The following is a 24,939-nucleotide window of genomic DNA, read 5'->3' as shown; positions in this document are numbered from 1 at the left end:
AGATAATGTGATTCCAAACATTACTGCCATCATCAGCAAGAAACCTGCTGCAAAACGTAATTTTGATAACATTTTTGTAACTCAATTTCAGTTTAAAGTAAAATCGGCGAAATAATGCCTAAAATGTGTGCGCCATACAACATTTTTTTGTTTTTTTAAACAAAAAAGGTGGCTGTATTTAGCCACCTTTATCTATCAAACAGTTATATTAATTCCAGCTTGCCGGAGCCCCTGTCTGAGAGTTAATCATCAGTCTGTCTTCTGGCAAAGGTTGTAATACACCATTGACTGATTCAAATGGTTTACTGTAATCATTCAGTGGTTGAGTACCCATTGAATTCACTTCAATACCATCAGGAACACCATCATTGTCACTGTCGCGAACATTAGGAGAAGTGCCCAATGCTCGTTCTTCCAGACTATCTAGACCATCATTATCTGCATCTGTGATTGGGTATGCGACATTTGTATTTTGAGCGCCTAATTCACGTCGTAGGAATTCAGAATTACCGCCTTCCCAACTTCTTCCCCAGGTAGTTACAGAGCCATCTTCATGTAGAGCGATAAATGAATTTTCAGTAGCTGATAACTCTACAATCGGGTTACTACCATCAAATCTTGCGTTGTCTAATTGGATCCTAGGTGTCGGTGTGTTTCCTACTTGGTAGTTAGGTGTGATTTCAAAACCTATGGTTCCCCATTGAATAATGGATCCATCCTCCATAAGAACTGCCACAGAACCCAATGCAATCTTCACGTTTTTAACTTTTACCGTGCCATCCAGTTTCTCTGATGGGAATGGTATCTCTTCTCTTTCAGGAGAGAATGAGCGACCCCACGTAACAAGAGAACCATCAGATTTTTCTGCTACATATATCTTCTCTTCTGCCCATACACGAGTAATATCAGAAGCCGCAATCAACTGCTTTTGCTCTGTTGTAAGTTCAGCCTCATAGCCCCAAGTCTGATGCTTGCCATTTTCCTTTAGCGCGGTAAACCCGTCATCGTTTGCATATAGCGCAACCACTCCTGTTTCAAGTTCAGCAGGCTCTTCTGGCATAGTTGCACCGATGTATATCAGTTCGCTATGTACCTTATCGAAGTCGATCCCCCCATTTCCATCGCCATAGTCCGTGTACAACCAGCTTGCGAAAATGTTGTTCTCTTTGTCTTCGTATAGCCAGTCAGGATAGTCTGCTACAGATGCCTGAAGTACGCCGCCTTGGGTTTTACTTCCCCACGCAACTACTTTTCCATCTTTGCGAAGAGCTGCAAAAGCCCCTTGGCTTGCGACTAAGCGAACAATATCTGAAGACCCATTTAGATCTTGCTCAACTTTTCTCGAATCAGCACCAAAGCCAACCGAACCCCATGTGAATACTGAACGGTCTTTTTTGATAGCGGCAAATGCACCTTGGTTAGATACTATTTGCAGTGCTGCCTGGTTTGCACTGTCTTGAGGACGTTGCGGATCCTCACCAGGGAACTCAAGCTTGAGTTTACGTAGATCTTCTGCACTTATGTTCCCCCAACTGACGATTACGCCGTCGTTTCTAAGTGCCGCAAAAGAATCTTTGGTAGATGAAATTGACACAAATCTTTGACCGTCAGAAAGCATTAAGTCTTCTCTGACTTCTGTAAGGTCCGTGGCGTTACCCTGCCCAATTACCACGATAGAGCCATTCTCTCTCAAAACAGCAAATGCGTTAGCAGTTGCAGCAATGTCGAGGGCTTTTGTTGTGCCATCAAGCTCTTGATATGTCTTAACAACTTGATCTTCTAAGCGAGTATCCCAAGTGATTACAGACCCATCTTTTCTTATTGCAGCGAAGTAAGATGAGTTGACAAATACTTGCGTAACAGGATTGTCTTGATTGTCAGCGTTAAATGACTTGATTATTGGATTCTGTACAACGCCACTTTCGGGCCATCGTTTCAATTTTCCATCAATACGCCAACTTAAAACGCTTCCATCATTCTTTATGATTGCGTGTCGGTTTTTATGACCATTGAGCTTATTACTTTGCACACTCACAGATGCAGCACCTGCAACAGTTAAATTATTGATGCTTCGTTGAGTGGCATGTATATCTAGCATGTTGTCATTGGCATCCAAAATCAAATCTGGTTTGTGATCAACTGTGTTGTTATTTTGCACATTTTTAGGAAGCACGAAACCAGCGTTTAACACGAGCTCTTGTAGCTCTTGGCTTGTAGGGGCTGTATCTAACACGACAGAGTCCGGGAACCGGCTTTGTAGTGGCCATTTAACGTAGCTTCTAGCATAAGAAGCCAGCGTATTCGTTGAATCTACAACGGATTGCATTGCACTGATTGATGGATTCTCAAGATTTAAAACGTTGGTAAGCATGTAGTCTTGCGCAGCTACTCTGTTTTCAACATATAGATTTAAGATATTCTCAACCGAGTATTCAGCGTGTTCTGAGTCTAAGGCAATGTTTTCGTGGGTATATTTGTTATCCGTTGTTAATGTAGACTCGACTTTTGCCATGGCTCTGGCTCGGTATAGAGTTTTTGAAATATCTACAGTACGTTTGTAAGTGTCAAAATCAAAGTCATACTTAATGTAAAAGTAGGTTCGTTTTACAAAGAGAGACGAGTCTAAACCAGTAAGTGACGCTAGGGTGTCGTAAAATTCCTGTTGACCTTCAGGTGTTCTGAGTGTCGCAAAATCCAGAGCCTGCTCTTCGAACTGGTTGATAAGCAATATTTTCGGTTGGTTTCAGCAATATCAATTTCACCATCTTTTGTGGTGAAAGCGAACCGGTATGGATATGGCTTATCAATTAAAAGGTTCTCAATGCCTTCGACCTCAGATAGTGCTCGGATAAAAGCACCTTCAGACAGCTGTTCAAGTGACTCAATCAGACGCTTTTGCATCATATTTTGAAAACCACCTTCCTCAACGATAACAGGGTTTTTCTCTAGGTGTTGCTTAGCTTGATCAACCGAGACAAATGTGTAGGTTACGCCGTCAGCTGTTTCATTGAGTCTATCTAGAACACTTTGCAGATTAGTTTCAAAATCTGCATCACTAAGTTCATCTAAATCTTTTAACTGTTTGATTACGTCATTGTTTTCGATCCCATGAAGTGAGTCAGGAATCTGAATTCCATCAATGTCAGGGTTGCCATCCTGATCGATGGATTGAAGAAGCTGTGCAATCTTAATAGGGCTTGGTAGATCAACTGGTGTAACGTCACTTTTAGCAGCAGTTGTCCCAAGAGTTATACTACCAACTTTGAATGTGATGGTACTTGTAGGGAAATACTCAAATTCACCTTTCTCGTTTGTTAGCCCTTCAATCAATTGCTTGTCATTCTGGTCATGAACAACGTATGCAATGTTTGAGACCGCTGAGTCAGTGAACTTGCCAATTAAAGGTTTATTTTGATTTTCACCAGTGTCCGGAATTGTAGGTTTATTATTGTTCAATCCATTTCCTGGGGAAACGGCTCCATCTGATGAAGATCCTCCTCCTCCACATCCCGCCAAAGCAGAAATTATAGCGGCTGAAAGCAGCGTCTTTTTTAAGACTCATTGATAAGCTCCAAACTTAGAAAAATGTAATGTTTTTATATAATTAGAAATTATTTTTAATAAAGATAATAGTGATGCTTTAAGTATGTATTGAAGTGTCCGGTACTTCATTTCGTAAACTTTACAGAATTATGTTTTGTCAAATATGTCTTGACCAAAATATTAAACTTGTAAATAATTTCTGGCGACGAATGCTAAATGATAACTATTATCAAATGCAATAAAAATTTTAAAAGGTTTATAGAATGCTGTGTGAGCTTTACAGAAAGTTAATTGTTTTATGGCTTGATGTTCGTGGAGTAACCACTATCGAGTATGGTGTACTGGCTGCAGGTCTTGCTCTTGTAGTAAGTGTTATTCTTGGTGAAGATGGCGCTTTTACTGATGCGTTAGAAAGTGCATTCGGTAAAGTTACAGAATCGATTGATGGTAATTCAAGTGGTGGTGCTGAGGGTAATTAATTTATCCTAAATTACCTATCAAACTTGTTTTATTAGTATGGGTTTCAGTATTTTCTGAAACCTATTTTATTTGTTAAATAAAATTGGTTGGATTTTATGCCTATTAGGCTAGTTTTATATGTATTAATTACCATTGGTATGATGAGTGGTGGGTATTTTTATTGGGTCAATAAAAATTCATCTGAAAAGCCGTTACTGCATCCTACAAACAAATCCGTAGATAATAAAATAAAAGTAAAAACTGTACATGTATTATCTACAAGTATAGATCTGCCTACGGGTACTCTAATTGAAGGAGAAGATTTGATATGGGTGCCAATTGAAAGTGGAATAAAGTCAACAGAACTAGATAAGTATTACTTGAAAAAAATTGCAAGCGAGAACGACTTAGATAATTTCGTTGTACGAAAAAGTATCCAAGCCGGGCAACCCATTCTAAAAGCCAGTGTCATTAAGCCCGGAGACAGTCAGTACCTGGCATCAGTACTTACACCAGGTATGCGTGCCGTAAGTGTTCCTATTGATCCGGTGACCGGAAACTCTGGATTGATTAAGCCGGGTAACGTTGTTGATGTGATCCTGACAACAAACATCGAGGGGGAAGGGCTTACTGGTCGAGAGCTTTCTAGCCTGATGTCTAAAACCATTTTAGGCGGTGTGAGAGTTCTGGCGATCAATCAAAGCACTGAAAATCTAACCCAGTTTAAACCAAGTGAAGAAGACTATGGTACGGCGACCTTGGAAACGTCAGCAAAGCAGGCGGAGATCCTTACCGTAGCAAGAAGATTGGGAAGACTTTCTTTGAGTGTGCGAAGCGCATTTGAAGAAGTCACAAGCGAAGTCTCTGGTGGTGAAACACTCGCGGGAGATGTGGCAAGCGGTCTGGACACTCCAATTGACTCTCCTGACCTTATACTAATGCACGGAATTAAGCGTAGAAATACTAGCGTTTTAGATTCGGCTCCTGAGCATATTGCTGACTAATTTTAAAGATTAATAAGTCATCATAACTATGTATTATTTTAGGTATAACAGATGAATTACCTTATTAAAAATATCCTAAGAGATTACTTCAGGGTATTTGTTTTATTATTTTTTTCGATTTTTTTGCTTCAAATTCTTATGCTGCCAAAGTTGAGTCAGCTGAAAGAAATGTTAATTTATACATCGGTGAAGCAAAAGTTCTTAGCATCAAGAATCAAGCTCATACTATTTTTGTTGCAGACCCGGAAATTGCTAGTTTTCAGGCGCCAAGTGCAAACTCATTAATTCTTTTCGGTCGAATGCCCGGTTCTACTAGCTTATTTGTATTAGATAAAAATGGGAAACAAATCTATTCAACAAATATTAATGTTGGGTTTAATATTTCTAAGCTAAGACCAGCACTAAAGCGTGAGTTTCCAAACTCAAGCATTGATATCCGCCCATATGGTATGGGAGTTATGCTAACCGGAACAGTGCCCGATGCAGATACCGCTGCTCGAGCTTTAGCACTCACTGATGAGCTAATAAAGCAAGCGATTCCAGTAGAATTGAGAAATGGGGTACTCGCTAGCAATGCTTCAGATAAATCTGTTGGTGCAGGTATGGCTGCAATCAAATACGGCACTGTAATAAACCATCTAAAAATCAACTCTCCTACACAGGTCAATATTCGTATTCGAATTGCAGAAGTGAGTAAAACGGTCCAGGAGAATTTTGGCTTTAACTGGAACTACATGTACAGCGGATTAAGTAGCGTTGCCGAGAAAGTTGCTTTCAAACCCAATTCAATAGTTTCAAATTTGTCCAGCTCAAATGGTGATGTGATTGGGATGATCGATATTCTTGCACAGGAAGACATGATCAGCGTGTTGGCAGAACCAAACCTGACGGCTACGTCAGGCGAAACAGCCTCGTTTCTTGCGGGTGGTGAAGTGCCGCAGATTGTAGGTGGTTCAGCAACCGAAGCTCCGACCGTTGAGTACAAACAGTTTGGTGTTTTACTTGCTGTGACACCGACAATCCTGTCTGGTAACCGTATCGGGTTAAAAGTGAAAACGGAAATCAGTGATGTATCGAGCACGAATAGTGTGTCAGACGGGCAATTTGAGCAAAAAGGTTTTGATATTCGCCGAGCAGAAACCTCTGTCGAGCTTGCTTCGGGTCAAAGCTTTGCACTGGCAGGCTTAATCCGCAGAAAAACCGAGGACGAATTACAAAATCTGCCTTGGTTAAATGAAATACCGATAATTGGAAGGCTATTTGAGTCTTCGCAGTTTAAAAACAATGAGACTGAACTAGTCATCATTGCCAGCGCGTATCTAGTCGAACCTACCAATACTCCACTTACTTTACCTACAGATAACGTGCATCTCTCTAGCCCGTTAGAACGATTGATTTTTGGACGAAGCTTAAAGCCTGTAGAAGGCTATCAAAAACCTCCTCAAGTGATCGCTGATCAAGTATTTCAAGATTTCAAATTTTAGGGTAAAGCATGAATATTAAATACATAGGATACGCTAAAAGCGTAAGCCTTTTGACTGCATTGTTTGCCGTTGGAGGATGCGCAGAGCTGAGTCGACAAGGTATGTTGATGATGGATAATCGTCTATCTGAACCTTACGAGACACCTCAAATTATCGTGCGTGCCATACCTAAGATGGCGTCGTTTGAAAGTTACGCTGATTTTCGTGAATGGACGTCTTCTGTCGATTTTTCAAAAAATGAACTGATTGGTCTTGAGCTTGAATATCCAAAGCATTGGCAAAACGAATCCCTATCAAAATGGTTTAAGGTTATCGAAAAGAAAGGTCTTTCAAAATCAAAGGTGAGATCTGAGGCTCAGAAGCGTAATGACGTGTTAATCACCCTGTACTCCGCGAAAGCATCGGTACTAGGTTGTGATTCTTCAGCGTCACCGCGTGTTGCTGATTCAAAAACGGGTTATTCCAGTCAATTTGGGTGTTCAGATGTGAAAAACTTAGTCGCTATGACACCAAATCCGTTGACCTTCCTTGAAGAAAACCAGTACTTACCCGGAATAGATGTGATCCCTGTTAATGCGATTTTGCGATTTAACAAAGGAGACGTAATCAAGCCTGAAAGCCCAAGTGTTGTTGTCGGAGGCTCAAGCGAATGAACATGATTTCAACCGCAGACTTTCAAAGCGTAAAAAATGCCGCTTTATTCTTTTCGAGAAAAGAAGAAACGGAAATGGCAGAAGCAGCACTAACGCTAAAAGGTTTTAAGGTGAGTGCAAAGGTGGGCGACGTATCTGAAGCGATAAGTTACCTGAAGACCAACACAAAACCCGATGTGCTTGTATTGGAGATAACCCACGAAGAGGAGGTTACTCATACCGTAAAGCGGCTTAGTCAGCATAAGCATCCGGCGACCAAATTAGTCGTAGTCTCGGAAGACCGTGGTATCAGTGTGTACAAACAAGCACTTCAGGCTGGTGCTTTTGAGTACATGATTACACCGCTTAACCACGACGAGCTTGCTTCAGTGGTCGAGCGCGAAAACAGTATCGAAAGAACTCATACCAATGGTGGCGTTGTTGTTTGGGGGCTAGTAGGTGGAATAGGCGCATCGACGATCAGTTCTAATATTGCATCTTATGCAGCCAATGAACTCCACCGACACGCCTTACTTATTGATATGAATCTTCATTCCGGGACTTGTGGCACCTTACTCAATCATCATGAGCCAGGACAACTCGCAAGCCTGATGAACTACGGTGATGATGTAGACTCGCTGTTACTTGGAAGAAGCGTATCAAAGATTAGCGATCATCTTTCATTACTTAACGATCAACTGGAGTTGACGCAAAACGTCGTGCTTACATCATCCAGTTACCGTTCTCTGGTTGAGTCAGCGAACAGCGAGTTTAACGCTCATGTATGGGATGTAAGTGGTTCTGCATTGACTGCTTTGCCTGAAATATTGTCCCGTTCAAAGACTTGTGTTTTGGTCACTGAACTCACAATTGCTGGCGTGAAAGGTTTGTCTCGTTCTCTGGAGCTACTTGAAAGCTATCCAAATGTACGACCCATTATCGTCATTAATAAAGTTCGACCGGATTCAGGCCGCCTACTGAAAATAGATTATGTGGAGAAGACCGTTGGTAAAAAAGTTGACCACATTATTGAATACAGCGGCAAATCCTTTATCGCATGTGACGAAGACGGTTCGTTGTTGATTAATGGTTCAGGGAAAGTTTCTCGCGAAATTAAAAAACTTGCGGGTAATGCTGTCGGGGTAGCTGAGCAAAGTACAGGCATCAAAAAATGGTTTGGAAAGAGGTAATAAATGAAGTCGGAAGAGCAACCAAACCAAACATTTGAGCAGCAGCGCCTCGCACAAGTTTACGAGCTGAGAAAAGCCGTTTTGGAATCTCTTGATCCCACTGAAGCGGTAGGTATGTCAGCAAAAGAGCTTGAATTCTCTATCTATCAGAACCTGAGCCGTCTGGCTCAGGAATCTAAAGTAACCATTTCGATGCGCGACCAGCAACTGCTCACAAAGGAGTTGATGGATGACATTCTGGGATTAGGTCCACTGGAGCCCTTGATTAGAGACGCTAATGTGTCGGACATTATGGTTAATGGTCCTGATCAGGTGTATGTCGAGAAATTCGGAAAGATTCAGATTACGGATGTAAAGTTTCGCAATCAGGAGCACGTGCACAATGTCGCTCAGAGGATTGCAAGTGCAGTGGGACGACGAATTGATGAAGCGTCTCCTATGGTGGATGCGCGTCTGGAAGATGGTAGCCGAGTAAACGTAATCGCTCCGCCTTTGTCTCTTAGCGGTACCGTGATTTCGATTCGTAAATTCTCCAAGAAGACGCTTTCCTTAGACATCATGGCTCAGCAAGAAAACTTATCTGATGATATGGCAGAACTGCTAGCCAGCTACGTGTCCTGTAAGCTCAATGTTTTGGTATCTGGCGGCACAGGTGCAGGTAAAACCACGCTCTTGAATGCCTTATCAAAGCACATTGGAAACGACGAGCGACTCATCACTATTGAAGATGCGGCAGAGATTCAACTACAGCAACCACATGTGATTAGTTTAGAAACACGATCGGCGAGTGTTGAAGGTTCGGGTCAGGTCAACCAGACTGACTTGGTTAAAAACGCCCTGCGTATGCGTCCGGATCGAATTCTTCTTGGTGAGGTTCGTGGTGAAGAGGTGTTTGATATGCTTCAGGCAATGAACACTGGTCATGACGGTTCGCTTTCTACCGTCCATGCAAACACGCCAGCCGATGCACTTGTCCGACTAGAAAACATGATGAGCATGAGTCAGTCGAAGTTGAGCTCAGACTTTGTTCGCAAGCAAATTGCTTCGTCTATTGATGTGATTGTACAAGTGGAACGTTGTCGGGATGGTGTGAGGCGTATTACTGAGATCACTGAAATCTCGGGTTATCGCGAGGGTGAATTTGATATACAGACTCAGTTTAAGTTTGTGAATAGCGGTGAAATATCTGACGACAGGCTAGTGGGTGAGTTTATCTGTAAGAGCAATAATACGTGCAAAGCAGATAAGCTGACTAATGGTGGTCAGTTACGTCAGGTGCAAGCTCTGCTATCGCAATCCTATGAGGCAGCTCAGAATGCTGGTTAGTCTGATTGAATTCATAAAGGAAATACAGGTTTTCCTTTTTGTCACCATTGCCTTTCTTGGAGTAGTTATTACCTTGGAGCACAGGCAAAAGCGTTTAAGCGTATTCAAGAAACGTGTTGCCTCACATCTTGACATTTATTCAAGATCAGTACGCGCAAGCGAAGGGAACAAAGTCACTTTGCTCGGTAGAGTCTATCAGGATTTTCAAGCAAGACTGACAGCCCGAGTTCTGATTCCTAGTGGATTAGTGGGATTTTTTGCGCACAAGCTATATGGATATGCACCGCTCACTTTCATAGCGTCAGTTCTTGGGATATATATCGTGAGTACTGTCCTTTCCAGACAAGAAGCTAGAAAGCAAATATTGGAGTTGGAAGACAGGCTACCAGATGCCATTGAAGTATTCGCTCGGGCCGTGTCTGCAGGTGTTCCTATTAATCGGGCTGTGTTGAGTGTCGGGCATGCATTTGAAGGTCTTTTAGGTCAAGAATTTCGTCGTATCTATGATGCTTTAATACTTGGTGTTCCGTTTCAACAAGCTTTTGAGGATTCTTCTAAACGCGTTGATTCTGATTCCTTTGGTTATTTTACCGCCATTCTTTGCCTGAACTCAGAAACTGGCGGTCCTCTTGTAGAAGCGTTAAATAACCTAAGTCAGGGGCTTCGAGAAAAAACCAAAGCCGACAGGAAAATGTTGGCATTAACAGCAGAGCCAAGAATATCGGCACGAATCGTAACGGGTATTCCGGTTGTACTCCTGTCGCTGCAATTCGCAAAACAACCTGATCAGGTTGAATTCCTGTTTAAAGATCCCTCGGGTCAAAAAATACTGATTTATGCGGTGGTGAGCATCATTGCAGGCTTGCTCTGGATTAAGCGTTTGGCTCGGATATAACACCATGATTGAAATGATTATTCTTACCATATTTATTGGTTTGTTTTTATATAGTGTGTTCAAAGCAGAAAAAAAACGACGCCAGTTAAATACTCGTGTCCATGCTACCCTGCACCTGCCGAAACAAGAGTCTGTATTGATCCAGAAACTTCGTCTTGGTAGTCAGCGTCTGGCAAACTGGATGGAAAAGCATTTAGTTTCTGAAAAAGACAAATCGCAGCTAAGAAATCTATTGTTGTCTGCGGGTTACTTTCATTCTAGAGCTCTGGCTTGGTTTCTTTTAATCAAGTTTGGTTCAATGGCGATTGTATTGCTTATCGGAGCCAGCTTTTTCCATTTGGGTGTTATAGAGTCAAACGCCAAATCGATTCTGGTACTGGTATTTCTGGGTTTTGGTGCGGGTGTGATCGGCGAAAGGGTGGTCCAAAGTCAGGCAACGTCTCGTCAGGAGAAAATCAGTCGTTTCTGCCCCGACGCCATGGATATGCTGGTGATTTGCGCGGAAGCTGGTACCAGCATTGATCAGGCATTGATCAAGGTCAGTCAGAAGATCTCGCCAATCTGTCCTGAAATCGCACATGAATTCCGACTGGTGGTTGATGAACTCAGGGTACTTCCTAACCGTGGTCAGGCTTTTAAAAACTTGGCAGAACGCTCTCAGGTTGAAGAGCTTAAAATGCTGGCCACCACGCTTTTGCAAGCGATGAATTATGGTTCTTCCATAGCGAAAACACTGAGGATTATCGCATCTGATACTCGGGACAAGAGGTTACTTGGTATGGAAGAGAAAGCGGCGAAAATTCCGGCGAAAATGGGACTCCCGCTAATCATCCTCGTTCTTTTCCCTACCTTAGTTTTAATTGCAGCACCAGCAATGCTGAAACTTATTTCTACACTTTCTTAAGGATTGGCTATGCGTCTTATATTTGGAATTTTTCTGTTTGCTCTCGCTGGGTGTTCAACCGTTCCAGAAGAAAATAAATCGGCGGCTGATTATGAAAACCAGCTCAATATCGCCCAGTTAGCAGAACAAAATCAGCAATATGATGCTGCTCTGGTAATTTATAACCGGCTGAATGACATGAAAAAAAGCGATGAGGTTAGCTTATCTCTGGGGCGACTTTACTATCGTGCTGGTGAGTGGTCTCTCGCTCAGGCCCACCTGATAAGCGTTGAGCACGAAGATGAGCTCTATCCAGAAGCACGATTGTGGTTGGCAAAAACTTATCTGAAGCTGTCTCAGCCAGGAAAAAGCTTTGCTTTGTTAGAGAACTCGGCATCCAACTCAGAAGAGTTAAACGTAAAAGCGGTTTCCCTCGATTATCTTCAAAGACATTCTGACGCGCAGAAGATTTATGTTTCTTTGCTGGAACTACATCCGCTTAAAACAGACGTACGAAAAAACCTTGTTTACTCATACATTCTGTCAGGAAACTTCCGTCTGGCGGAAGAAGAACTCAAAGTTCTACATGGACATGGAATCCGCGACAGGCAACAAGAGATTCTGGCGGCTGTGGTTTCGTTATTAAACAGTCCAGACAAAAATGCGGTGAGTACTTTGGAGGAGTATGCTTCTCCAATGGAAGTGGCACATTTTATTGAAACGCTAGAGCAACTCAAGCAGGAAAAACTGAATGACTAGTTGCTTACGCAAGAAATGTCAGGGCGTATATGCTGTAGAATTTCCATTGGTATTCATTGTTTTCCTTTTTGTTGTTTTCATAGCTTTGGAGATAAGTCGATTCTATCTGACAAAAACCGCCTTAGATGCCAGTTTACGATCTTTGGTGAATGAGGCAAAAACTACGAATAACAATGCTTTGTCGAGTCTTATTCCCAAGCACTTTAAAGGAAATTATTTCTATGATTTCGACAAAGTTGAGATATCCGTAAGATCTTGTATCGGTATCGAAAATTATTTGTCAGATATCTGTTCTAGTGGTTTGGGAAAGCCTCAGGATATTGTTCATTATAAGTTGATATATGATTTCAACCATTACCTTCCTGTAATCTCTGGAAAAATACTTCCAGACTGGGAGCATGTCAGCGTACTGATTGTTCGAAATGAACCTCAATTTGATGGAGGGAACTGGTGATGAATCAAGCACTAAACGTCAAAAAACAGTCTGGTTTTGCGTCAATAGAAGTTTTGTTGTACGTGGTAGTTTTGTTCTTCATCATCTGGATGTCTTCTGACATTGCTAGGTACGTGTATATGCAGGACCGCATAAATACAGCAGTCGTGGTAGTTGGCAATCTCGCAGCGGATTTGGTCCCAAAAAATGATCAGAATCGAACGTTTGAGTCGTTGTTGTGTAACGTCAATGATGCAAACAAGCGTTACGACTTATGTCCGGATAGCCTAGCGTTAAGAGGACTCAAAAAAGCTGCACGAGAAGTGATGGGCTTAGCCGATGACAGTAATTTCGCGATGAGAATCGAATACATCAGTCGCCCCAATATTTCTCAAAGCGAAGAATATGCACGTTCACCTGTTCTTGGAAGGGGGAATTGCAAACTGATTCAAACTGTACCTGGAGGCATCCGTATCCACAACTACCTGACACGAAACTACGCTAACTCTCCAGCAGAAGTAAAAAATAGAGCTCACAACCAATATGTCTACGTATCAGCATGTTACGTAGACTTGTCGTCAAATTGGTTTACGTCAAAACTTCTTGGTGTTCAGCACTTTTCTGACTCATTCAGTATCAGGCGTTACTGGTATCAAGGAGACACCATTGAAAATTAAAATCAGTGAAAGGCTTGCTCCTAAACACGAGTCAGGAAATGTCACAATTGTTATGCTTGGTAGCCTGACTCTTATATTGATTATGTTTTTTGTCGCTATTAGTACCATTCGTTATACAACGCTCAAAACGCGAATGCAGCATGCTAGTGATGGGGCGCTCACCCTTATCGCACGGGAAGGACCCGCTTTAAAACAAAATGAAGCACAGTATTTAACAAAAACCTTTGTTGCTTACAATCTACCTTACGGAATCCGTAATGAATCTCTCAAACGAGTCAGTCAGGTAAATTTACAATTTTCTGAAATCAGTTTCGATTCCCACCTTTGGATTAAATTATCTCAAACGACGCAGCCGTTTCTTAGTTTTCTACCAGAATTGAAAGCGACGGTAGAGAGTCGAATTGAACGTCGGTTTAGTCCCCATGAAACTGTGATTACCTTGGATGCATCCAGATCCATGTCAGGTGAAGGGAGAGGAGGAGAGAAAGCTTCAATCAGAATGAAATCAATTCTGGAAGACTTTGTTCGGACTGTTATGGCTGAACAAGAATTCTCCCATGATTATAATTTGGGGTTTGTGCCTTATTCAGGCTATGTGAATCTGGGAAGAGACTATCAAGATATGCTGATTACCGCGACATCTCGAAAAATCCCGGAAGAACTACGGGAAGTGGCGCAGGAGTTTGGCTATGACCATGATTTTCTTCATAAAGCAGGGGTTGAAGGTAAGCGCAAGGGGGCTTGTGTAAACAGGCAGAGATATAATATTCATCGCCCTGAAACATTGCTCCGAGTGCCCTCAAGTGCTGCTAATGCGTTTGATTTACGAGTGCATACGTCGAGCAATGGTGTCGAATATGTTGATCCCAAAGAAATCAATGACGCCAACCTTGGATTGGTTCCAAAACCACTTTTACCGTTCAAACAGGAATACAAGGGTAAGGCAATTGGTACTGCTGGTGACTGTGCATCTATGCCTCTGACGCCTTTAACAAGTGACAGCGCTCGATTGGAAGACCGAATTAGTATGTATTACGCAACCCACAACACTGGTGGAGATGCGGGTATCGCATGGGCTTGGCGATTGCTTTCACCTGAATGGGAAGGGATATGGGAAAAACCAGGGTATGAAAGAGAAGTGCTCACGGATCCGATACAGCAAATTATTTTGTTCACCGATGGGGAGAACAACGAAGGGCTTCAGGATCAGGAGTTCGATATTTTCTTAACAAATGTATGCAAAAATTTTGCTGACAAAGGCATTAAAATGCATGCGGTTTTGTTTGACCGAGGGATCACTGAGCAAGAAAAAAACGTATATAAACGGTGCACTAAAATGACAGGGGGTCGTTTTCAATATGTTAAAGGTAATAACTTGGCTAAGCTGGAGTTGTATTTTGCGAGGTTAGCTATCCGCCAATATAAGATTAAGCACTTGTAGAATCGGGTATTTTCCTTACAAGCTGAATTAACTGAGATTTCATTTTCTTCTTGCTTAATAATTCGTTAGAATTGCGCGTTCGTCAGGCAAAGAGCATCCGTATTTGTTTTGAGCCTGACTGACGAATTCATGTCTTTAAGACAATTATTTTCTCTTACGCTTTGAATGCATGAAGCGTTTGAACGAACTAAACATGTGTTGCTTGGTGTGCAACACCACTGTAAAGGACAAAACATGCCTATTATTACTCTTCCTGACGGCAGTCAGCGTCAATTTGACAACCCAGTTTCTACCCTTGAAGTTGCACAATCCATCGGTCCGGGTCTTGCGAAAGCCACCATTGCTGGTCGCGTAGACGGTAACCGTGTTGATGCCTGTGACCCAATTGAACAAGATGCAAGCCTTGAAATCATCACCGCAAAAGATGAAGTAGACGGTCTTGAAATCGTTCGCCACTCTTGTGCTCACCTATTAGGTCACGCATTGAAACAGCTTTACCCACAAGCGAAAATGGCGATCGGTCCAACCATCGACAACGGTTTCTACTACGACATCGACTTGGACGAGTCACTCACGCAAGAAGATCTGGAAAAGATTGAAAAGCGTATGAAAGAGCTGGCGAAAACCAAGTACCAAGTGGTTAAGAAAAAAGTAAGCTGGCAGGAAGCACGCGACACGTTTGAATCACGTGGCGAACCATACAAAATTGAAATTCTGGACGAAAATGTTTCTCGTGATGATCGTCCGGGGCTATACCACCACGAAGAATACATTGACATGTGTCGCGGTCCTCACGTGCCACACATGGGCTTTTGTCAGCACTTTACACTGCTAAACGTAGCTGGCGCATACTGGCGTGGTAATAGCGACAACAAAATGTTGCAACGTATCTACGGTACGGCTTTCCACGATAAGAAAGCACTGAAGGCACACCTGACTCGTCTTGAAGAAGCTGCAAAGCGTGACCACCGTAAAATCGGTAAACATCTAGACCTGTTCCACATGCAACAAGAAGCGCCGGGTATGGTGTTCTGGCATCACAATGGCTGGTCTATCTTCCGTGATCTTGAAGTGTTCATTCGTCAGAAATTGACGGAATACGGTTACCAAGAAGTAAAAGGTCCATTGATGATGGATCGCGTACTTTGGGAACGCTCTGGTCACTGGGACAAATACGCAGACGCAATGTTCACAACCTCCTCAGAGAACCGTGAATACGCAATTAAGCCAATGAACTGTCCGGGTCACGTTCAGATCTTTAACCAAGGTCTGAAGTCTTACCGTGATCTTCCGCTACGTATGGCAGAATTTGGTTCTTGTCATCGTAACGAACCATCTGGTGCGCTACACGGTATCATGCGTGTACGTGGCTTTACCCAGGATGATGCTCATATCTTCTGTACAGAAAGCCAAATCCAGGAAGAAGTTACTAGCTGTATTAAGATGGTGTACGACACATATCAAACCTTTGGTTTTGATAACATCGTCGTGAAATTGTCTACTCGTCCTGAAAAGCGTGTGGGTAGTGATGAAATTTGGGATGAATCAGAAGAAGCGCTGAAACAGTCTCTTGAAAATATGGATATTCCATACGAGATTCAAGAAGGCGAGGGTGCATTTTATGGTCCTAAGATTGAATTCACCCTATACGATTGTCTGGATCGTGCATGGCAGTGTGGTACGGTTCAGCTAGACTTCAACCTACCAAGCCGTTTAGGTGCAACTTACGTTGGTGAAAACAACGAACGTTTGGTGCCTGTGATGATTCACCGTGCGATTTTGGGCTCTCTGGAGCGCTTTATCGGTATTCTTATCGAAGAATATGCGGGTTTCTTCCCAACTTGGTTGGCACCAGAACAAGCAGTTATTATGAATATTACGGACAAACAGTCTGAATATGTTCAGGAAGTAGCACAAAAACTGCAAAAAAGTGGAATTAGAGCCAAAGCAGACTTGAGAAATGAGAAGATTGGCTTTAAAATCCGCGAACATACATTGAAGCGTGTTCCGTACATGCTGGTTTGTGGCGACCAAGAGATGGAAGCCGGAGAAATCGCAGTACGTACTCGTAAAGGTAAAGACCTAGGCAAATTTAAAGTGGATGACTTTATTTCATACATCCAAGCCGAAGTGTCGAGCCGTAAGCTCAATCTGGAGGAATAAGCTATTAAAGGCGGAAGACGTGGCCAACAGCCGGCCAAACAAAACCAGCACCGTTTGAACGGTGAAATTCGTGGCGTTCGTGAAGTTCGTTTAACAGGCGCTGACGGTGAGTCAGTTGGTGTTGTATCAATCAACGAAGCACTAGATGCAGCTGCAGAAGCTGGTATGGATCTCGTAGAGATCAGCCCTAACGCCGAGCCACCAGTTTGTCGTGTGATGGACTATGGCAAGTTCCTCTTCGAGAAGAGCAAAGCTGCTAAAGAGCAGAAGAAAAAGCAAAAGCAGATTCAGATTAAGGAAGTTAAATTCCGTCCTGGAACTGACATTGGAGACTATCAGGTAAAACTACGCAACCTGACGCGTTTCCTTGAAGACGGCAACAAAGTGAAGGTAACAATTCGCTTCCGTGGTCGTGAAATGGCTCACCAAGACATCGGTGTTGACGTTTTGAATCGTTTGAAAGAAGACACAGTAGATTTAGCTGTTGTGGAATCTTTCCCGACTCGAATCGAAGGTCGCCAGATGATCATGGTGCTAGCCCCTAAGAAGAAGTAATTAACGGCTTACAAGTAATTCAACCCTGCCGCAATTCCTTTGAATAAAAGGCTTAAACGGCGGGGTTTTATTCGCCCTGATTACTAGTGTTAAATAACTCAACAATGCGGAGTTCTTCATCATGCCTAAGATGAAAACCAACAAAGGTGCTGCTAAGCGTTTCAAGAAAACTGCTGGTGGTATTAAGTACAAGCACGCTACAAAACGTCACATCCTGACTAAGCGTACTACTAAGAACAAGCGTCAGCTACGTCCAAACGCAATCCTTCCTAAGTGTGAAGTGGCTGCAGTTGTTCGTATGATGCCATACGCTTAATTCTTTTTAGTTATCAATCGTTTAGTTTAGGAGAAGCATAATGCCTCGCGTAAAACGTGGTGTACAAGCTCGTGCACGTCATAAGAAAGTTCTAAAACAAGCTAAAGGTTACTACGGTGCTCGCTCTCGCGTATACCGCGTAGCTTTCCAAGCAGTTACTAAAGCTGGTCAATACGCTTACCGTGACCGTCGCAACAAGAAGCGTCAATTCCGTCAACTGTGGATTGCACGTATCAACGCTGCATCTCGTCAAAATGGTCTATCTTACAGCCGTTTCATCAACGGTCTTAAGAAAGCATCTATCGAGATCGACCGTAAGATCCTTGCTGACATCGCGGTATTCGACAAAGCTGCATTTGCAGTTCTAGTTGAAAAAGCGAAAGCTGCTCTTTAATAAGCAGTGTAAGGTTTAAGAGAAGGAGAGCATTTGCTCTCCTTTTTTCTTTTTGTTGAATTCTCCCATCTTCCTTCCTATTTATTTTCTCCTTTAGAACCCCATAAGAAATCAAAACAGCGCCTAAAAATTCGTTTCGAACAGGGCTATTTCATTGCATGCCGTCGTTTACTTTGTCAGAGTGACTTTTTCTCTGCCACTTAATCGGGGTTTAGCCATGTCCGATGTACATGTTTCTCTTGGGCTTGACCAAGATGGATATATTACGAATCCTTGTTCGATTGACCGAATCCATCCCGATTTCCAGCCCGTGGTGAACGCCGTGTCTGACATGCTCTATTCCGACTTTAAAAATAAAGTTCACAGCCTATATCTGTACGGTAGTGTGGCGCAGGGAAAAGCCCTACCGGAGATATCTGATCTCGATGTTTCGGTAGTGTTTAACGAACCACTAAGCGCACTTGAAAGCAATCGCCTTAAGGAAATATCAAACGAAATAGCTCGGAAACACGCCGTAGTTAGCAAGCTCGATATCGACCCCGGTTATCTAGAAGAAGTGATACATAAAAGGGAGAAGTATCGGTGGCATTTTTGGCTTAAGCATTGCTGTTGTTGTATTACGGGGGAAGACTTGTCAAAAAGGTTTGGTCGCATGAAACCTAGCATTCAGATAGCGTATGAATTGAACAGCGACCTAAAAGCTTTTATTGAAACTCTGGATGTTGAGTTTTCTCACGTTTCTAAGGTGAAGCGAAGACAAATTCTAGCGAAGAAGATTTTACGCACAGCCTACACACTCATTGCAGAGAAAGATGGCAGTTGGCATACAGAGCTGGAACACTGCATGCGTGCTGCAATGCCGTACTACCCAGAGTATGAACAAGACCTTCAACTGGCACTGAATATATCTAAGGGTGTGCTGGCTGAAGACAAGCAGGTTAACCGACTTATTGAACGTTTGGGGAGTAAGTTAATTGAAACGTCGAATAACGCCAAACCATTTTCAGCAACCTATCGAGAGTAGTAACCTCTAACTATATTAATCAGCAAGGAGACCCATGAAGGAACTCAATGGAGGTCGGGAAAATTCGATCTTTCAATGTGGTGATACTGTTATTCGTCCATTGAATCCGTGGTCGTCAACGATACATCAGCTCCTAACCCACTTGTCACAGAAGGGAATGGGTGGCATTCCAAAATTAGTTGGCAAAGATGAAAGTAATGAACACTTAACTTTTGTCGAAGGCGACACGTTCAATTATCCACTTAGAGGGGCTATCGCATCGGAAGAAGCGCTGGTCTCTGCTGCTCAGCTCCTCAGAAAAATGCATGATGCAAGTGAGTCTTTTGTTCACGAACATTCAGTCGAGGAGCTTTGTTGGATGCAAACACCAAGAAAGCCCTATGAGGTGATATGCCACAATGATTTCGCTCCTTACAACGTGGCTCTTGTTGGCAACGAAACCGTTGGTGTTTTCGATTTTGATACAGCTCACCCCGCCCCCAGAACTTGGGATTTAGCATATGCAGTGTATTGTTGGTCTCCCTTTAAAACGCATCCATCCGATCGTTTGGGAAATTTGCAAGATCAAATAGATAGAGCACGGCTTTTCTGTGAAGGATATAGCATTAGCGTTGAGGGGCGTGAGCAGCTACCAAGCGTTATGATTTCAAGACTAGAAACTCTGGTTGCCTTTATGCAAAAGGAAGCCTCGCTAGATAACGAGAGTTTTGTCTCTAGCATCAGAGACGGGCACCATCATGCTTACATGAAAGACATTGAGTACATTCGAAAAAACCAGAAAGCTATCAGAATGGGCTTAGGCTAAGATCGGCTTAACAGTCAGGTTATGGCTGTACACAAAGGTAACTCAACACTCTGTTACGTTACTTCAGTTTCTGAACGGGTAGCTATGCATTAACATCAATGTCTAACTATCCGTTTTTATAGAGGTTATATGAAAAAGTCACTCATCGCTTTGTTTGCTATGGCTGCCCTGGCAGGGTGTGAAGATGCAACCAAAGCTATTGATCAGGCACAAGAGGCAGCAAACAATGCCGTCGACAACTTCCAAGAACAGCTGAATGTGGTAGATCTCAGCGATTTCAATCTGGACCAGTTAGGCAGTGCTGCAGATTCTGCTCAGGAGCTTGCGTCGGCTATTGAAGAAGTTATGAATATGGACTTGAGTAACCCTGAGTCACTTGTCCAGGCTACAGAGCACATTTCTAATGCTTACAGTTGCCTGGTCGAGGCTTCTTCGGACACTACTGCAGATAAGCTTATTGAAAAGGTAATGAATTCTATCAGTAACGAAGATGCTTTAAATTTGATAGAGCAGGGTGTTGAAAAGGCAAAAGCGGCGCAAGAGTGCGTAATGTAAGAAATACTTAGTTCCTGTTTATTACTTTAATTGGCAGATTGGGTTGAGGAATTTGCGACGCAAATCTTTTTAAGTGAGAGTGACTACCACTGATCGGTTGTAAAGCAACTGGCTCACTAGTCAGAATAGAGGTTCAAATTGGATATCCAAATTCAAACATCTCCTGAGCAATCAGATATTGATGAAATTAAAGCTGGTCTTCGGAAACACAATACCCCATTTCTTAAAGATGTAAGACATGAGGATTTTCTCTGTTACCTGAACGACGATAATGGCAAAAAGATAGCCGGCTTAATTGGAGAGATATGGGGCAACTGGCTTCAAGTTAATTTCCTTTGGGTAGATGAAAGCCAAAAGTCGCAAGGCTTGGGAAAACAATTGTTAAAACGTGCTGAAGACTTTGCCAAAAAGAACGGATGTCACTCCTGTTTGCTCGACACGTTCAGTTTTCAGGCAAAACCGTTTTACGAAAAGCAAGGTTACCAGGTTCAAATGCAACTGGAAGATTTCCCCGAGAATGCACAGCGCTTTTACATGGTAAAAACTCTTAAGTAATGGTCAACGACTGGCTCGGAAAAACGCACTCTAAATTGCACACATAACAACAAATAAATGGAAAAATGTAGATGGAAATAATTAAAGTAACAGCGTCAGAAGTCGAAATGGCTGCAAGTCTTTTCGACCAGTATCGTGTATTTTATGGCAACGAATCTGATGAGGCATTAGCTCGAACGTTTATCGGTGAGCGTATTGCCAATGCCGAATCGGTTGTGTTTCTCGCTAAGGATGATTCAGGAAACGCAGTCGGTTTTACCCAGCTTTACCCTACGTTTTCTTCGGTGTCTGCCCAGCGAAGCTGGATTTTAAATGACCTGTATGTCTCGGCTGATGTCCGCGGTCAGGGGTATGGAAAAGCTTTAATGAATGCAGCCAAAGACTTCGCGATTGAAACGGGAGCCAAAGGGTTGGCATTAGAGACAGCTCACGATAACCAGAATGCGCAGAAACTTTATGAATCTCTGGGTTATCAGCGTGACGAGCATTACTACAGCTACTTCTTGTCCGTGTAATCAAATATGATAGGAAATAGCTCAGAGTAATCTGGGCTATTTTTTTAGTGATCACCGGAAATCATGGAGGCAATATGCCAATCGCTATTTGCTACGCACGACAAGAGATTCTGGAAGCATTAAAAGCATCACCGCTTGTAGAAATGTGGGCTCAATGCTCGCAAAAAAATGCCGAGCATATGACGGTTAATTTCATAAAGTGTGAGCATCAAAAAGGAAATCCGTACAAAATACTTGTTGATTTGAAGTTACCTTCGCTATGGAATCAAACCAGTCGAGATGCCTTAGCGCTTGGGTTGTCTCAAGCTTTGTCAGTAGAAGCGGGGATATCTGAGACAGAGCTATTAATAACAGTCAACGTCATTGAATCGGGCTGTGTGGTGTCCAATGGTCAGATAGAGACCTGGTAGCCCTAGACCACTACCTCATGAAATTTGGGGTCATCTCTGTCTAGCAAAATTTTGGAGCCATCTTTGAAGGTGTAAAGCTTTCTGGTGGAAGTGATGTATTCCGACTGTTTTGCTTTCAGCACCGTTTTTAGAACCAGTGTTAAGCCATCTGAAAAGTCATCAACTAACTCGTCTGCAATTGTTTTCTGCATTGTGATTTTCTGTAACCTTTTGAATAGGCATAGACTAACGCTTGTACCTTATAAGAGCAATCTCAGAACACCATTCCCTTAGCACACATCAATTCTATCTGCTTACCTGTCCATTCTCATATTTGCTTATCCCAAGACTTTGTTTCACTAATGAGACTGTTGCTGAAGTCTGATGGGGAAATGGCGAAATTACGTCTAAAGTAGTTTAAGGAGGAGTTTATCTTTGTTGATTCGGAGGTGAACATGGCTGTTTCCCCAAAACACAATGACATTGGCAAGCACTACAATCCTGATCAGGATTTCAGTAATGATCAAAGGCATCGTTTTACTGAAATAGCGAACAGGGCTGCGGAGCGACGTGCTCAAAAAAACGCAATCGGTAGTAATGCCGCTTCAAATAAGCAACCCCAACCCAAAGTTAAAGTTCACAAGAGAAAGAAAACCTTCTTCTCAGGTTTAGTCAGAGCGGCTATCTGGTCTGCCGTTCTGGGTCTGACCTGGCTATGGGTGATCTTTATGACTGGGGGCTACTAGCGGCATATTTCATCCCGCTCATATTTCACAATAAATCTTATTAATGGTTTCAGTGTTCTATACTGCTATTAGACGTTTATAGAGCAGGCACACACCATGGCAATTCCTAACGAGATAACGGAAGAAGAGATCCAATACGAATCATTGGGTGACTTCTTCCAAGATTTCCGTGAAGCGCATGAAAAATGCGAGGTTATTCTGATCGATCTGGAACACAGACCAGACGATGTCGATTTATTGAATGGCTTGTTTCGCGTGGTGCACACCATTAAAGGCAATCTGGTGTATGTCGGGTTGGTATCAATCACTCCATTGATGCAAAGCTTGGAAGATCTCCTCGATTACATTCGTAAAGGGCATCTGTCGTATGACAGCATCTTGTGTGATGTGATTTTGCTCTCCTTAGATAAAACGAAGCAGATGGTCGAAGCTCGGCTTGATGGACGAGAAAGTCCTCTGGCTTCGGATGTTTTAGATAAGATTTGTGAAGACATCAGTTTAGTGGCTGATGTTTCCGCCAAGAAACAAGTCAAGCTGATTAACGATGTGTTACTACTGCTCGACCCTTCAGCTCAGATTACAGAAGTACCTGATGATGGGGTCACATCCAGTGAAAGTAATGAATCTGAGCAAATAAGAGAGAGCTACCAAGAAGAACTGCTTGGAATGTTAACTCAACATGGAATCGAAATAGACGACGACATTCGGTTTTATTCCAGTATGGTTCAGCCTCTTGAAGACAGAAGTAAATACTGGCACGGGCGAACTCTCAGACAACTGTTTCTGAGCATGGAAATGAACAGAGTTGCCGGAAACCCCGTTGACCCTTCCCAGTTGGCAGTTGCTGTTATGCTGCACGATGTCGGTATGTCCTTCATGCCATTAGAAATGCTTAACAAGAAAGGCACGATTACTTCCAGTGAACGTGAAATTTTGCATCACCATCCATATTCTGGGTATCTGCTTCTCAACGAGTCAATTCGTTGGCATGATGCGGCGGTAATGATACTCCAGCATCATGAACAGATGGATGGTTCTGGCTACCCTAATCACCTGAATCAGGATCAGATATGCGATGGTGCAAAAATCTTAAGCATCGCTGATACGTTTGATGCCAGAACCCATGAGAGAGCCCACCATACTTTGCTCAAGCGACCACTTGTCCGATGTATTGTCGAGATCAACAATTATAAAGACAAGCAATTTGATGCGCGTTGGGTCAATGTCTTTAATCAGGTTGCCAAGCAACATTTCAAATCAGATTCTTAACATTCGTTAATGGATAACTTTCTCTATCTAGGTATAGTTTTGTCTCATACCCAGTTTGAGGAAGCACCATGGATGTTTCATTGATGACCCGTCAGGACTTCGAACTGTTCTGGAATACTTTTCAGGAAATCGTTCGTGCAGAAGAAACCTACGCTTTTGACCCCGACATAACGTTTGAAGATGCTTACTCATTGTGGGTGGAGAACACCACCGCCACGTTTGTGTTTAAAGAGAACGGTACTGTTTTAGGGAGTTATTATCTCAAGCCTAATGCAGTTGGGCCGTCCAGTCATATTTGCAATTGTGGGTACATGGTGGCTTCCAGTGCCCGAGGAAAAGGATTAGCAACACAAATGTGCCTTCATTCTCAGGCTCATGCAAAAAAGTCCGGCTTTTTAGCCATGCAATTTAATTCTGTGGTTTCTACCAACGAGAGTGCGGTTAAATTATGGGAAAAATTAGGCTTCAATATTATTGGGGTTATACCTGATGCATATCGCCATAAAAAGAAAGGTTTTGTTAGTAGTTATATTATGCATAAGGTACTGATTTAAAATTGTAACCTATCTATTTCTCTTGCGGTCTAAAGGGTTGAAAATATACGGCATAAGAATGAGATTTTTATAAGTAATATTATTGTTAATAACCAAATGTAAAAACCGTTGCGCTCCATAATAATCTAGTATATTCTCCGCGCTAATCTCGAAGAGCGTTTTGGGGGATACGCACAGTGACCATTCAAGCTGATTGTGACACTGTGTAGGGTAGGTACTGATTGGTTCTTCAATCAGTAGATGGGAAGAAAATGCCATAGGACTGGTATTGTTATAGGAAGCCCAACATGACTAACTTAACTTCAATTTTTAAAATCAGCTTCGTACTTCCAAACTGCAGTATCATTACTGAACCTTGATACGTCGCACATTT

Annotated in this window: 28 protein-coding genes and 1 pseudogene; 26 read left to right on the top strand and 3 right to left on the bottom strand. The window is 42.6% G+C overall.

Translation table 11 applies throughout. The features are described 5' to 3' along the window. Positions 1-208: 208 nt before the first annotated feature. Positions 209-2,728, bottom strand: coding sequence for an RCC1 domain-containing protein (locus RH89_RS08560; RefSeq protein WP_139063253.1), 2,520 nt, complete (start codon positions 2,726-2,728; stop codon positions 209-211). Then, entirely contained in the window at positions 2,641-3,456 is an 816-nt protein-coding gene (locus RH89_RS08555) for a hypothetical protein (RefSeq protein WP_004401107.1), read from the bottom strand. The genes RH89_RS08560 and RH89_RS08555 overlap by 88 nt, the downstream gene beginning before the upstream one ends. Before the next feature lie 350 nt (positions 3,457-3,806). Here RH89_RS08555 and RH89_RS08550 point away from each other — a divergent pair, with 350 nt between their 5' ends. The 23 genes and pseudogenes from RH89_RS08550 (at position 3,807) to RH89_RS08440 (ending at position 22,018) form a co-directional block, all read left to right on the top strand. Beyond that, positions 3,807-4,022 (top strand): Flp family type IVb pilin, encoded by a 216-nt coding sequence (locus RH89_RS08550; protein ID WP_004401105.1) that lies wholly within the window; start codon positions 3,807-3,809, stop codon positions 4,020-4,022. A 96-nt stretch (positions 4,023-4,118) separates the two neighbouring features. Beyond that, on the top strand, positions 4,119-5,006 hold the full coding sequence (gene cpaB / locus RH89_RS28655; protein WP_004401102.1) for a Flp pilus assembly protein CpaB: 888 nt from the start codon (positions 4,119-4,121) through the stop codon (positions 5,004-5,006). Between the two features lie 95 nt (positions 5,007-5,101). Beyond that, a pseudogene (locus RH89_RS30655) lies at positions 5,102-5,365 on the top strand (pilus assembly protein N-terminal domain-containing protein); the annotation flags it as partial. Positions 5,366-5,464: 99 nt separating this feature from the next. Beyond that, positions 5,465-6,490: a type II and III secretion system protein family protein gene (locus RH89_RS08535; RefSeq protein WP_004401097.1), complete on the top strand. Its 1,026-nt coding sequence runs from the start codon at positions 5,465-5,467 to the stop codon at positions 6,488-6,490. 8 nt (positions 6,491-6,498) lie between these two features. Continuing rightward, the gene (locus RH89_RS08530; RefSeq protein ID WP_004401096.1) at positions 6,499-7,143 is read left to right on the top strand and encodes a hypothetical protein; all 645 of its coding nucleotides are present in this window, start codon (positions 6,499-6,501) and stop codon (positions 7,141-7,143) included. Continuing rightward, a complete protein-coding gene (locus tag RH89_RS08525; RefSeq protein WP_004401095.1) occupies positions 7,140-8,312 on the top strand; it encodes a CpaE/TadZ family protein in 1,173 nt (390 codons plus the stop codon). The genes RH89_RS08530 and RH89_RS08525 overlap by 4 nt, the downstream gene beginning before the upstream one ends. A gap of 3 nt (positions 8,313-8,315) precedes the next feature. Next, positions 8,316-9,638: a TadA family conjugal transfer-associated ATPase gene (locus RH89_RS08520; RefSeq protein ID WP_004401094.1), complete on the top strand. Its 1,323-nt coding sequence runs from the start codon at positions 8,316-8,318 to the stop codon at positions 9,636-9,638. 322 nt (positions 9,639-9,960) lie between these two features. Then, positions 9,961-10,533, top strand: a complete 573-nt coding sequence (locus tag RH89_RS29870) for a type II secretion system F family protein (RefSeq protein ID WP_158091116.1) — start codon at positions 9,961-9,963, stop codon at positions 10,531-10,533. Positions 10,534-10,537: 4 nt separating this feature from the next. Beyond that, positions 10,538-11,437, top strand: coding sequence for a type II secretion system F family protein (locus tag RH89_RS08510; protein WP_004401092.1), 900 nt, complete (start codon positions 10,538-10,540; stop codon positions 11,435-11,437). A gap of 9 nt (positions 11,438-11,446) precedes the next feature. Then, positions 11,447-12,175, top strand: coding sequence for a tetratricopeptide repeat protein (locus tag RH89_RS08505; protein WP_004401091.1), 729 nt, complete (start codon positions 11,447-11,449; stop codon positions 12,173-12,175). Further along, entirely contained in the window at positions 12,168-12,629 is a 462-nt protein-coding gene (locus RH89_RS08500; protein ID WP_004401090.1) for a TadE/TadG family type IV pilus assembly protein, read from the top strand. The genes RH89_RS08505 and RH89_RS08500 overlap by 8 nt, the downstream gene beginning before the upstream one ends. Next, positions 12,629-13,285, top strand: a complete 657-nt coding sequence (locus RH89_RS08495) for a hypothetical protein (RefSeq protein WP_004401089.1) — start codon at positions 12,629-12,631, stop codon at positions 13,283-13,285. The genes RH89_RS08500 and RH89_RS08495 overlap by 1 nt, the downstream gene beginning before the upstream one ends. Then, positions 13,275-14,726 carry a Tad domain-containing protein gene (locus RH89_RS08490; protein ID WP_004401088.1) on the top strand — a complete coding sequence of 484 codons (1,452 nt, stop codon included), beginning with the start codon at positions 13,275-13,277 and terminating at the stop codon, positions 14,724-14,726. Before RH89_RS08495 ends, RH89_RS08490 begins: the two co-directional genes overlap by 11 nt. A 234-nt stretch (positions 14,727-14,960) precedes the next feature. Next, on the top strand, positions 14,961-16,889 hold the full coding sequence (thrS, locus tag RH89_RS08485) for a threonine--tRNA ligase (RefSeq protein WP_004401087.1): 1,929 nt from the start codon (positions 14,961-14,963) through the stop codon (positions 16,887-16,889). 3 nt (positions 16,890-16,892) lie between these two features. Next, on the top strand, positions 16,893-17,444 hold the full coding sequence (gene infC / locus RH89_RS08480; protein ID WP_079655637.1) for a translation initiation factor IF-3: 552 nt from the start codon (positions 16,893-16,895) through the stop codon (positions 17,442-17,444). 121 nt (positions 17,445-17,565) lie between these two features. Next, on the top strand, positions 17,566-17,760 hold the full coding sequence (gene rpmI / locus RH89_RS08475) for a 50S ribosomal protein L35 (protein ID WP_004401085.1): 195 nt from the start codon (positions 17,566-17,568) through the stop codon (positions 17,758-17,760). 40 nt (positions 17,761-17,800) lie between these two features. Continuing rightward, positions 17,801-18,154: a 50S ribosomal protein L20 gene (gene rplT / locus RH89_RS08470; RefSeq protein ID WP_004401084.1), complete on the top strand. Its 354-nt coding sequence runs from the start codon at positions 17,801-17,803 to the stop codon at positions 18,152-18,154. Between the two features lie 217 nt (positions 18,155-18,371). Beyond that, complete coding sequence (locus RH89_RS08465) at positions 18,372-19,178, top strand: nucleotidyltransferase domain-containing protein (protein ID WP_004401083.1); 807 nt, start codon at positions 18,372-18,374, stop codon at positions 19,176-19,178. 34 nt (positions 19,179-19,212) lie between these two features. Beyond that, on the top strand, positions 19,213-19,983 hold the full coding sequence (locus tag RH89_RS08460) for a phosphotransferase enzyme family protein (protein WP_004401082.1): 771 nt from the start codon (positions 19,213-19,215) through the stop codon (positions 19,981-19,983). 129 nt (positions 19,984-20,112) lie between these two features. Beyond that, complete coding sequence (locus RH89_RS08455; RefSeq protein WP_004401081.1) at positions 20,113-20,538, top strand: lipoprotein; 426 nt, start codon at positions 20,113-20,115, stop codon at positions 20,536-20,538. 138 nt (positions 20,539-20,676) lie between these two features. Next, entirely contained in the window at positions 20,677-21,093 is a 417-nt protein-coding gene (locus RH89_RS08450; RefSeq protein WP_004401080.1) for a GNAT family N-acetyltransferase, read from the top strand. A 71-nt stretch (positions 21,094-21,164) separates the two neighbouring features. Beyond that, positions 21,165-21,608 (top strand): GNAT family N-acetyltransferase, encoded by a 444-nt coding sequence (locus RH89_RS08445; RefSeq protein ID WP_004401079.1) that lies wholly within the window; start codon positions 21,165-21,167, stop codon positions 21,606-21,608. A 74-nt stretch (positions 21,609-21,682) separates the two neighbouring features. Beyond that, positions 21,683-22,018 (top strand): hypothetical protein, encoded by a 336-nt coding sequence (locus RH89_RS08440; protein WP_004401078.1) that lies wholly within the window; start codon positions 21,683-21,685, stop codon positions 22,016-22,018. A gap of 2 nt (positions 22,019-22,020) precedes the next feature. Here RH89_RS08440 and RH89_RS08435 read toward each other — a convergent pair whose 3' ends face one another. After that, on the bottom strand, positions 22,021-22,209 hold the full coding sequence (locus RH89_RS08435) for a hypothetical protein (RefSeq protein WP_004401077.1): 189 nt from the start codon (positions 22,207-22,209) through the stop codon (positions 22,021-22,023). A gap of 243 nt (positions 22,210-22,452) precedes the next feature. On the opposite strand from RH89_RS08435, the gene RH89_RS08430 reads away from it, so the two are divergent. From RH89_RS08430 to RH89_RS08420, 3 genes are all read left to right on the top strand, one after another. Beyond that, positions 22,453-22,743 (top strand): hypothetical protein, encoded by a 291-nt coding sequence (locus RH89_RS08430; RefSeq protein ID WP_004401076.1) that lies wholly within the window; start codon positions 22,453-22,455, stop codon positions 22,741-22,743. Between the two features lie 96 nt (positions 22,744-22,839). Further along, positions 22,840-24,012 (top strand): HD domain-containing phosphohydrolase, encoded by a 1,173-nt coding sequence (locus tag RH89_RS08425; RefSeq protein ID WP_004401075.1) that lies wholly within the window; start codon positions 22,840-22,842, stop codon positions 24,010-24,012. 68 nt (positions 24,013-24,080) lie between these two features. Then, on the top strand, positions 24,081-24,566 hold the full coding sequence (locus RH89_RS08420; RefSeq protein ID WP_004401074.1) for a GNAT family N-acetyltransferase: 486 nt from the start codon (positions 24,081-24,083) through the stop codon (positions 24,564-24,566). The last annotated feature ends 373 nt before the right edge of the window (positions 24,567-24,939 follow it).

The sequence above is a fragment of the Vibrio nigripulchritudo ATCC 27043 genome (assembly GCF_000222685.1).
Taxonomy (GTDB): domain Bacteria; phylum Pseudomonadota; class Gammaproteobacteria; order Enterobacterales; family Vibrionaceae; genus Vibrio; species Vibrio nigripulchritudo.
The sequence above is the reverse complement of the archived record's forward strand: the minus strand, read 5'-3'. Positions and strand labels throughout refer to the sequence as shown.

Coding starts and splice junctions, on each gene's coding strand:
- RH89_RS08550 (WP_004401105.1), top strand. CDS start 3,807: ATGCTGTGTGAGCTTTACAGAAAGTTAATTGTTTTATGGCTTGATGTT.
- cpaB (WP_004401102.1), top strand. CDS start 4,119: ATGCCTATTAGGCTAGTTTTATATGTATTAATTACCATTGGTATGATG.
- RH89_RS08535 (WP_004401097.1), top strand. CDS start 5,465: ATGCTAACCGGAACAGTGCCCGATGCAGATACCGCTGCTCGAGCTTTA.
- RH89_RS08530 (WP_004401096.1), top strand. CDS start 6,499: ATGAATATTAAATACATAGGATACGCTAAAAGCGTAAGCCTTTTGACT.
- RH89_RS08525 (WP_004401095.1), top strand. CDS start 7,140: ATGAACATGATTTCAACCGCAGACTTTCAAAGCGTAAAAAATGCCGCT.
- RH89_RS08520 (WP_004401094.1), top strand. CDS start 8,316: ATGAAGTCGGAAGAGCAACCAAACCAAACATTTGAGCAGCAGCGCCTC.
- RH89_RS08510 (WP_004401092.1), top strand. CDS start 10,538: ATGATTGAAATGATTATTCTTACCATATTTATTGGTTTGTTTTTATAT.
- RH89_RS08505 (WP_004401091.1), top strand. CDS start 11,447: ATGCGTCTTATATTTGGAATTTTTCTGTTTGCTCTCGCTGGGTGTTCA.
- RH89_RS08500 (WP_004401090.1), top strand. CDS start 12,168: ATGACTAGTTGCTTACGCAAGAAATGTCAGGGCGTATATGCTGTAGAA.
- RH89_RS08495 (WP_004401089.1), top strand. CDS start 12,629: ATGAATCAAGCACTAAACGTCAAAAAACAGTCTGGTTTTGCGTCAATA.
- thrS (WP_004401087.1), top strand. CDS start 14,961: ATGCCTATTATTACTCTTCCTGACGGCAGTCAGCGTCAATTTGACAAC.
- rpmI (WP_004401085.1), top strand. CDS start 17,566: ATGCCTAAGATGAAAACCAACAAAGGTGCTGCTAAGCGTTTCAAGAAA.
- rplT (WP_004401084.1), top strand. CDS start 17,801: ATGCCTCGCGTAAAACGTGGTGTACAAGCTCGTGCACGTCATAAGAAA.
- RH89_RS08465 (WP_004401083.1), top strand. CDS start 18,372: ATGTCCGATGTACATGTTTCTCTTGGGCTTGACCAAGATGGATATATT.
- RH89_RS08460 (WP_004401082.1), top strand. CDS start 19,213: ATGAAGGAACTCAATGGAGGTCGGGAAAATTCGATCTTTCAATGTGGT.
- RH89_RS08455 (WP_004401081.1), top strand. CDS start 20,113: ATGAAAAAGTCACTCATCGCTTTGTTTGCTATGGCTGCCCTGGCAGGG.
- RH89_RS08445 (WP_004401079.1), top strand. CDS start 21,165: ATGGAAATAATTAAAGTAACAGCGTCAGAAGTCGAAATGGCTGCAAGT.
- RH89_RS08440 (WP_004401078.1), top strand. CDS start 21,683: ATGCCAATCGCTATTTGCTACGCACGACAAGAGATTCTGGAAGCATTA.
- RH89_RS08435 (WP_004401077.1), bottom strand. CDS start 22,209: ATGCAGAAAACAATTGCAGACGAGTTAGTTGATGACTTTTCAGATGGC.
- RH89_RS08430 (WP_004401076.1), top strand. CDS start 22,453: ATGGCTGTTTCCCCAAAACACAATGACATTGGCAAGCACTACAATCCT.
- RH89_RS08425 (WP_004401075.1), top strand. CDS start 22,840: ATGGCAATTCCTAACGAGATAACGGAAGAAGAGATCCAATACGAATCA.
- RH89_RS08420 (WP_004401074.1), top strand. CDS start 24,081: ATGGATGTTTCATTGATGACCCGTCAGGACTTCGAACTGTTCTGGAAT.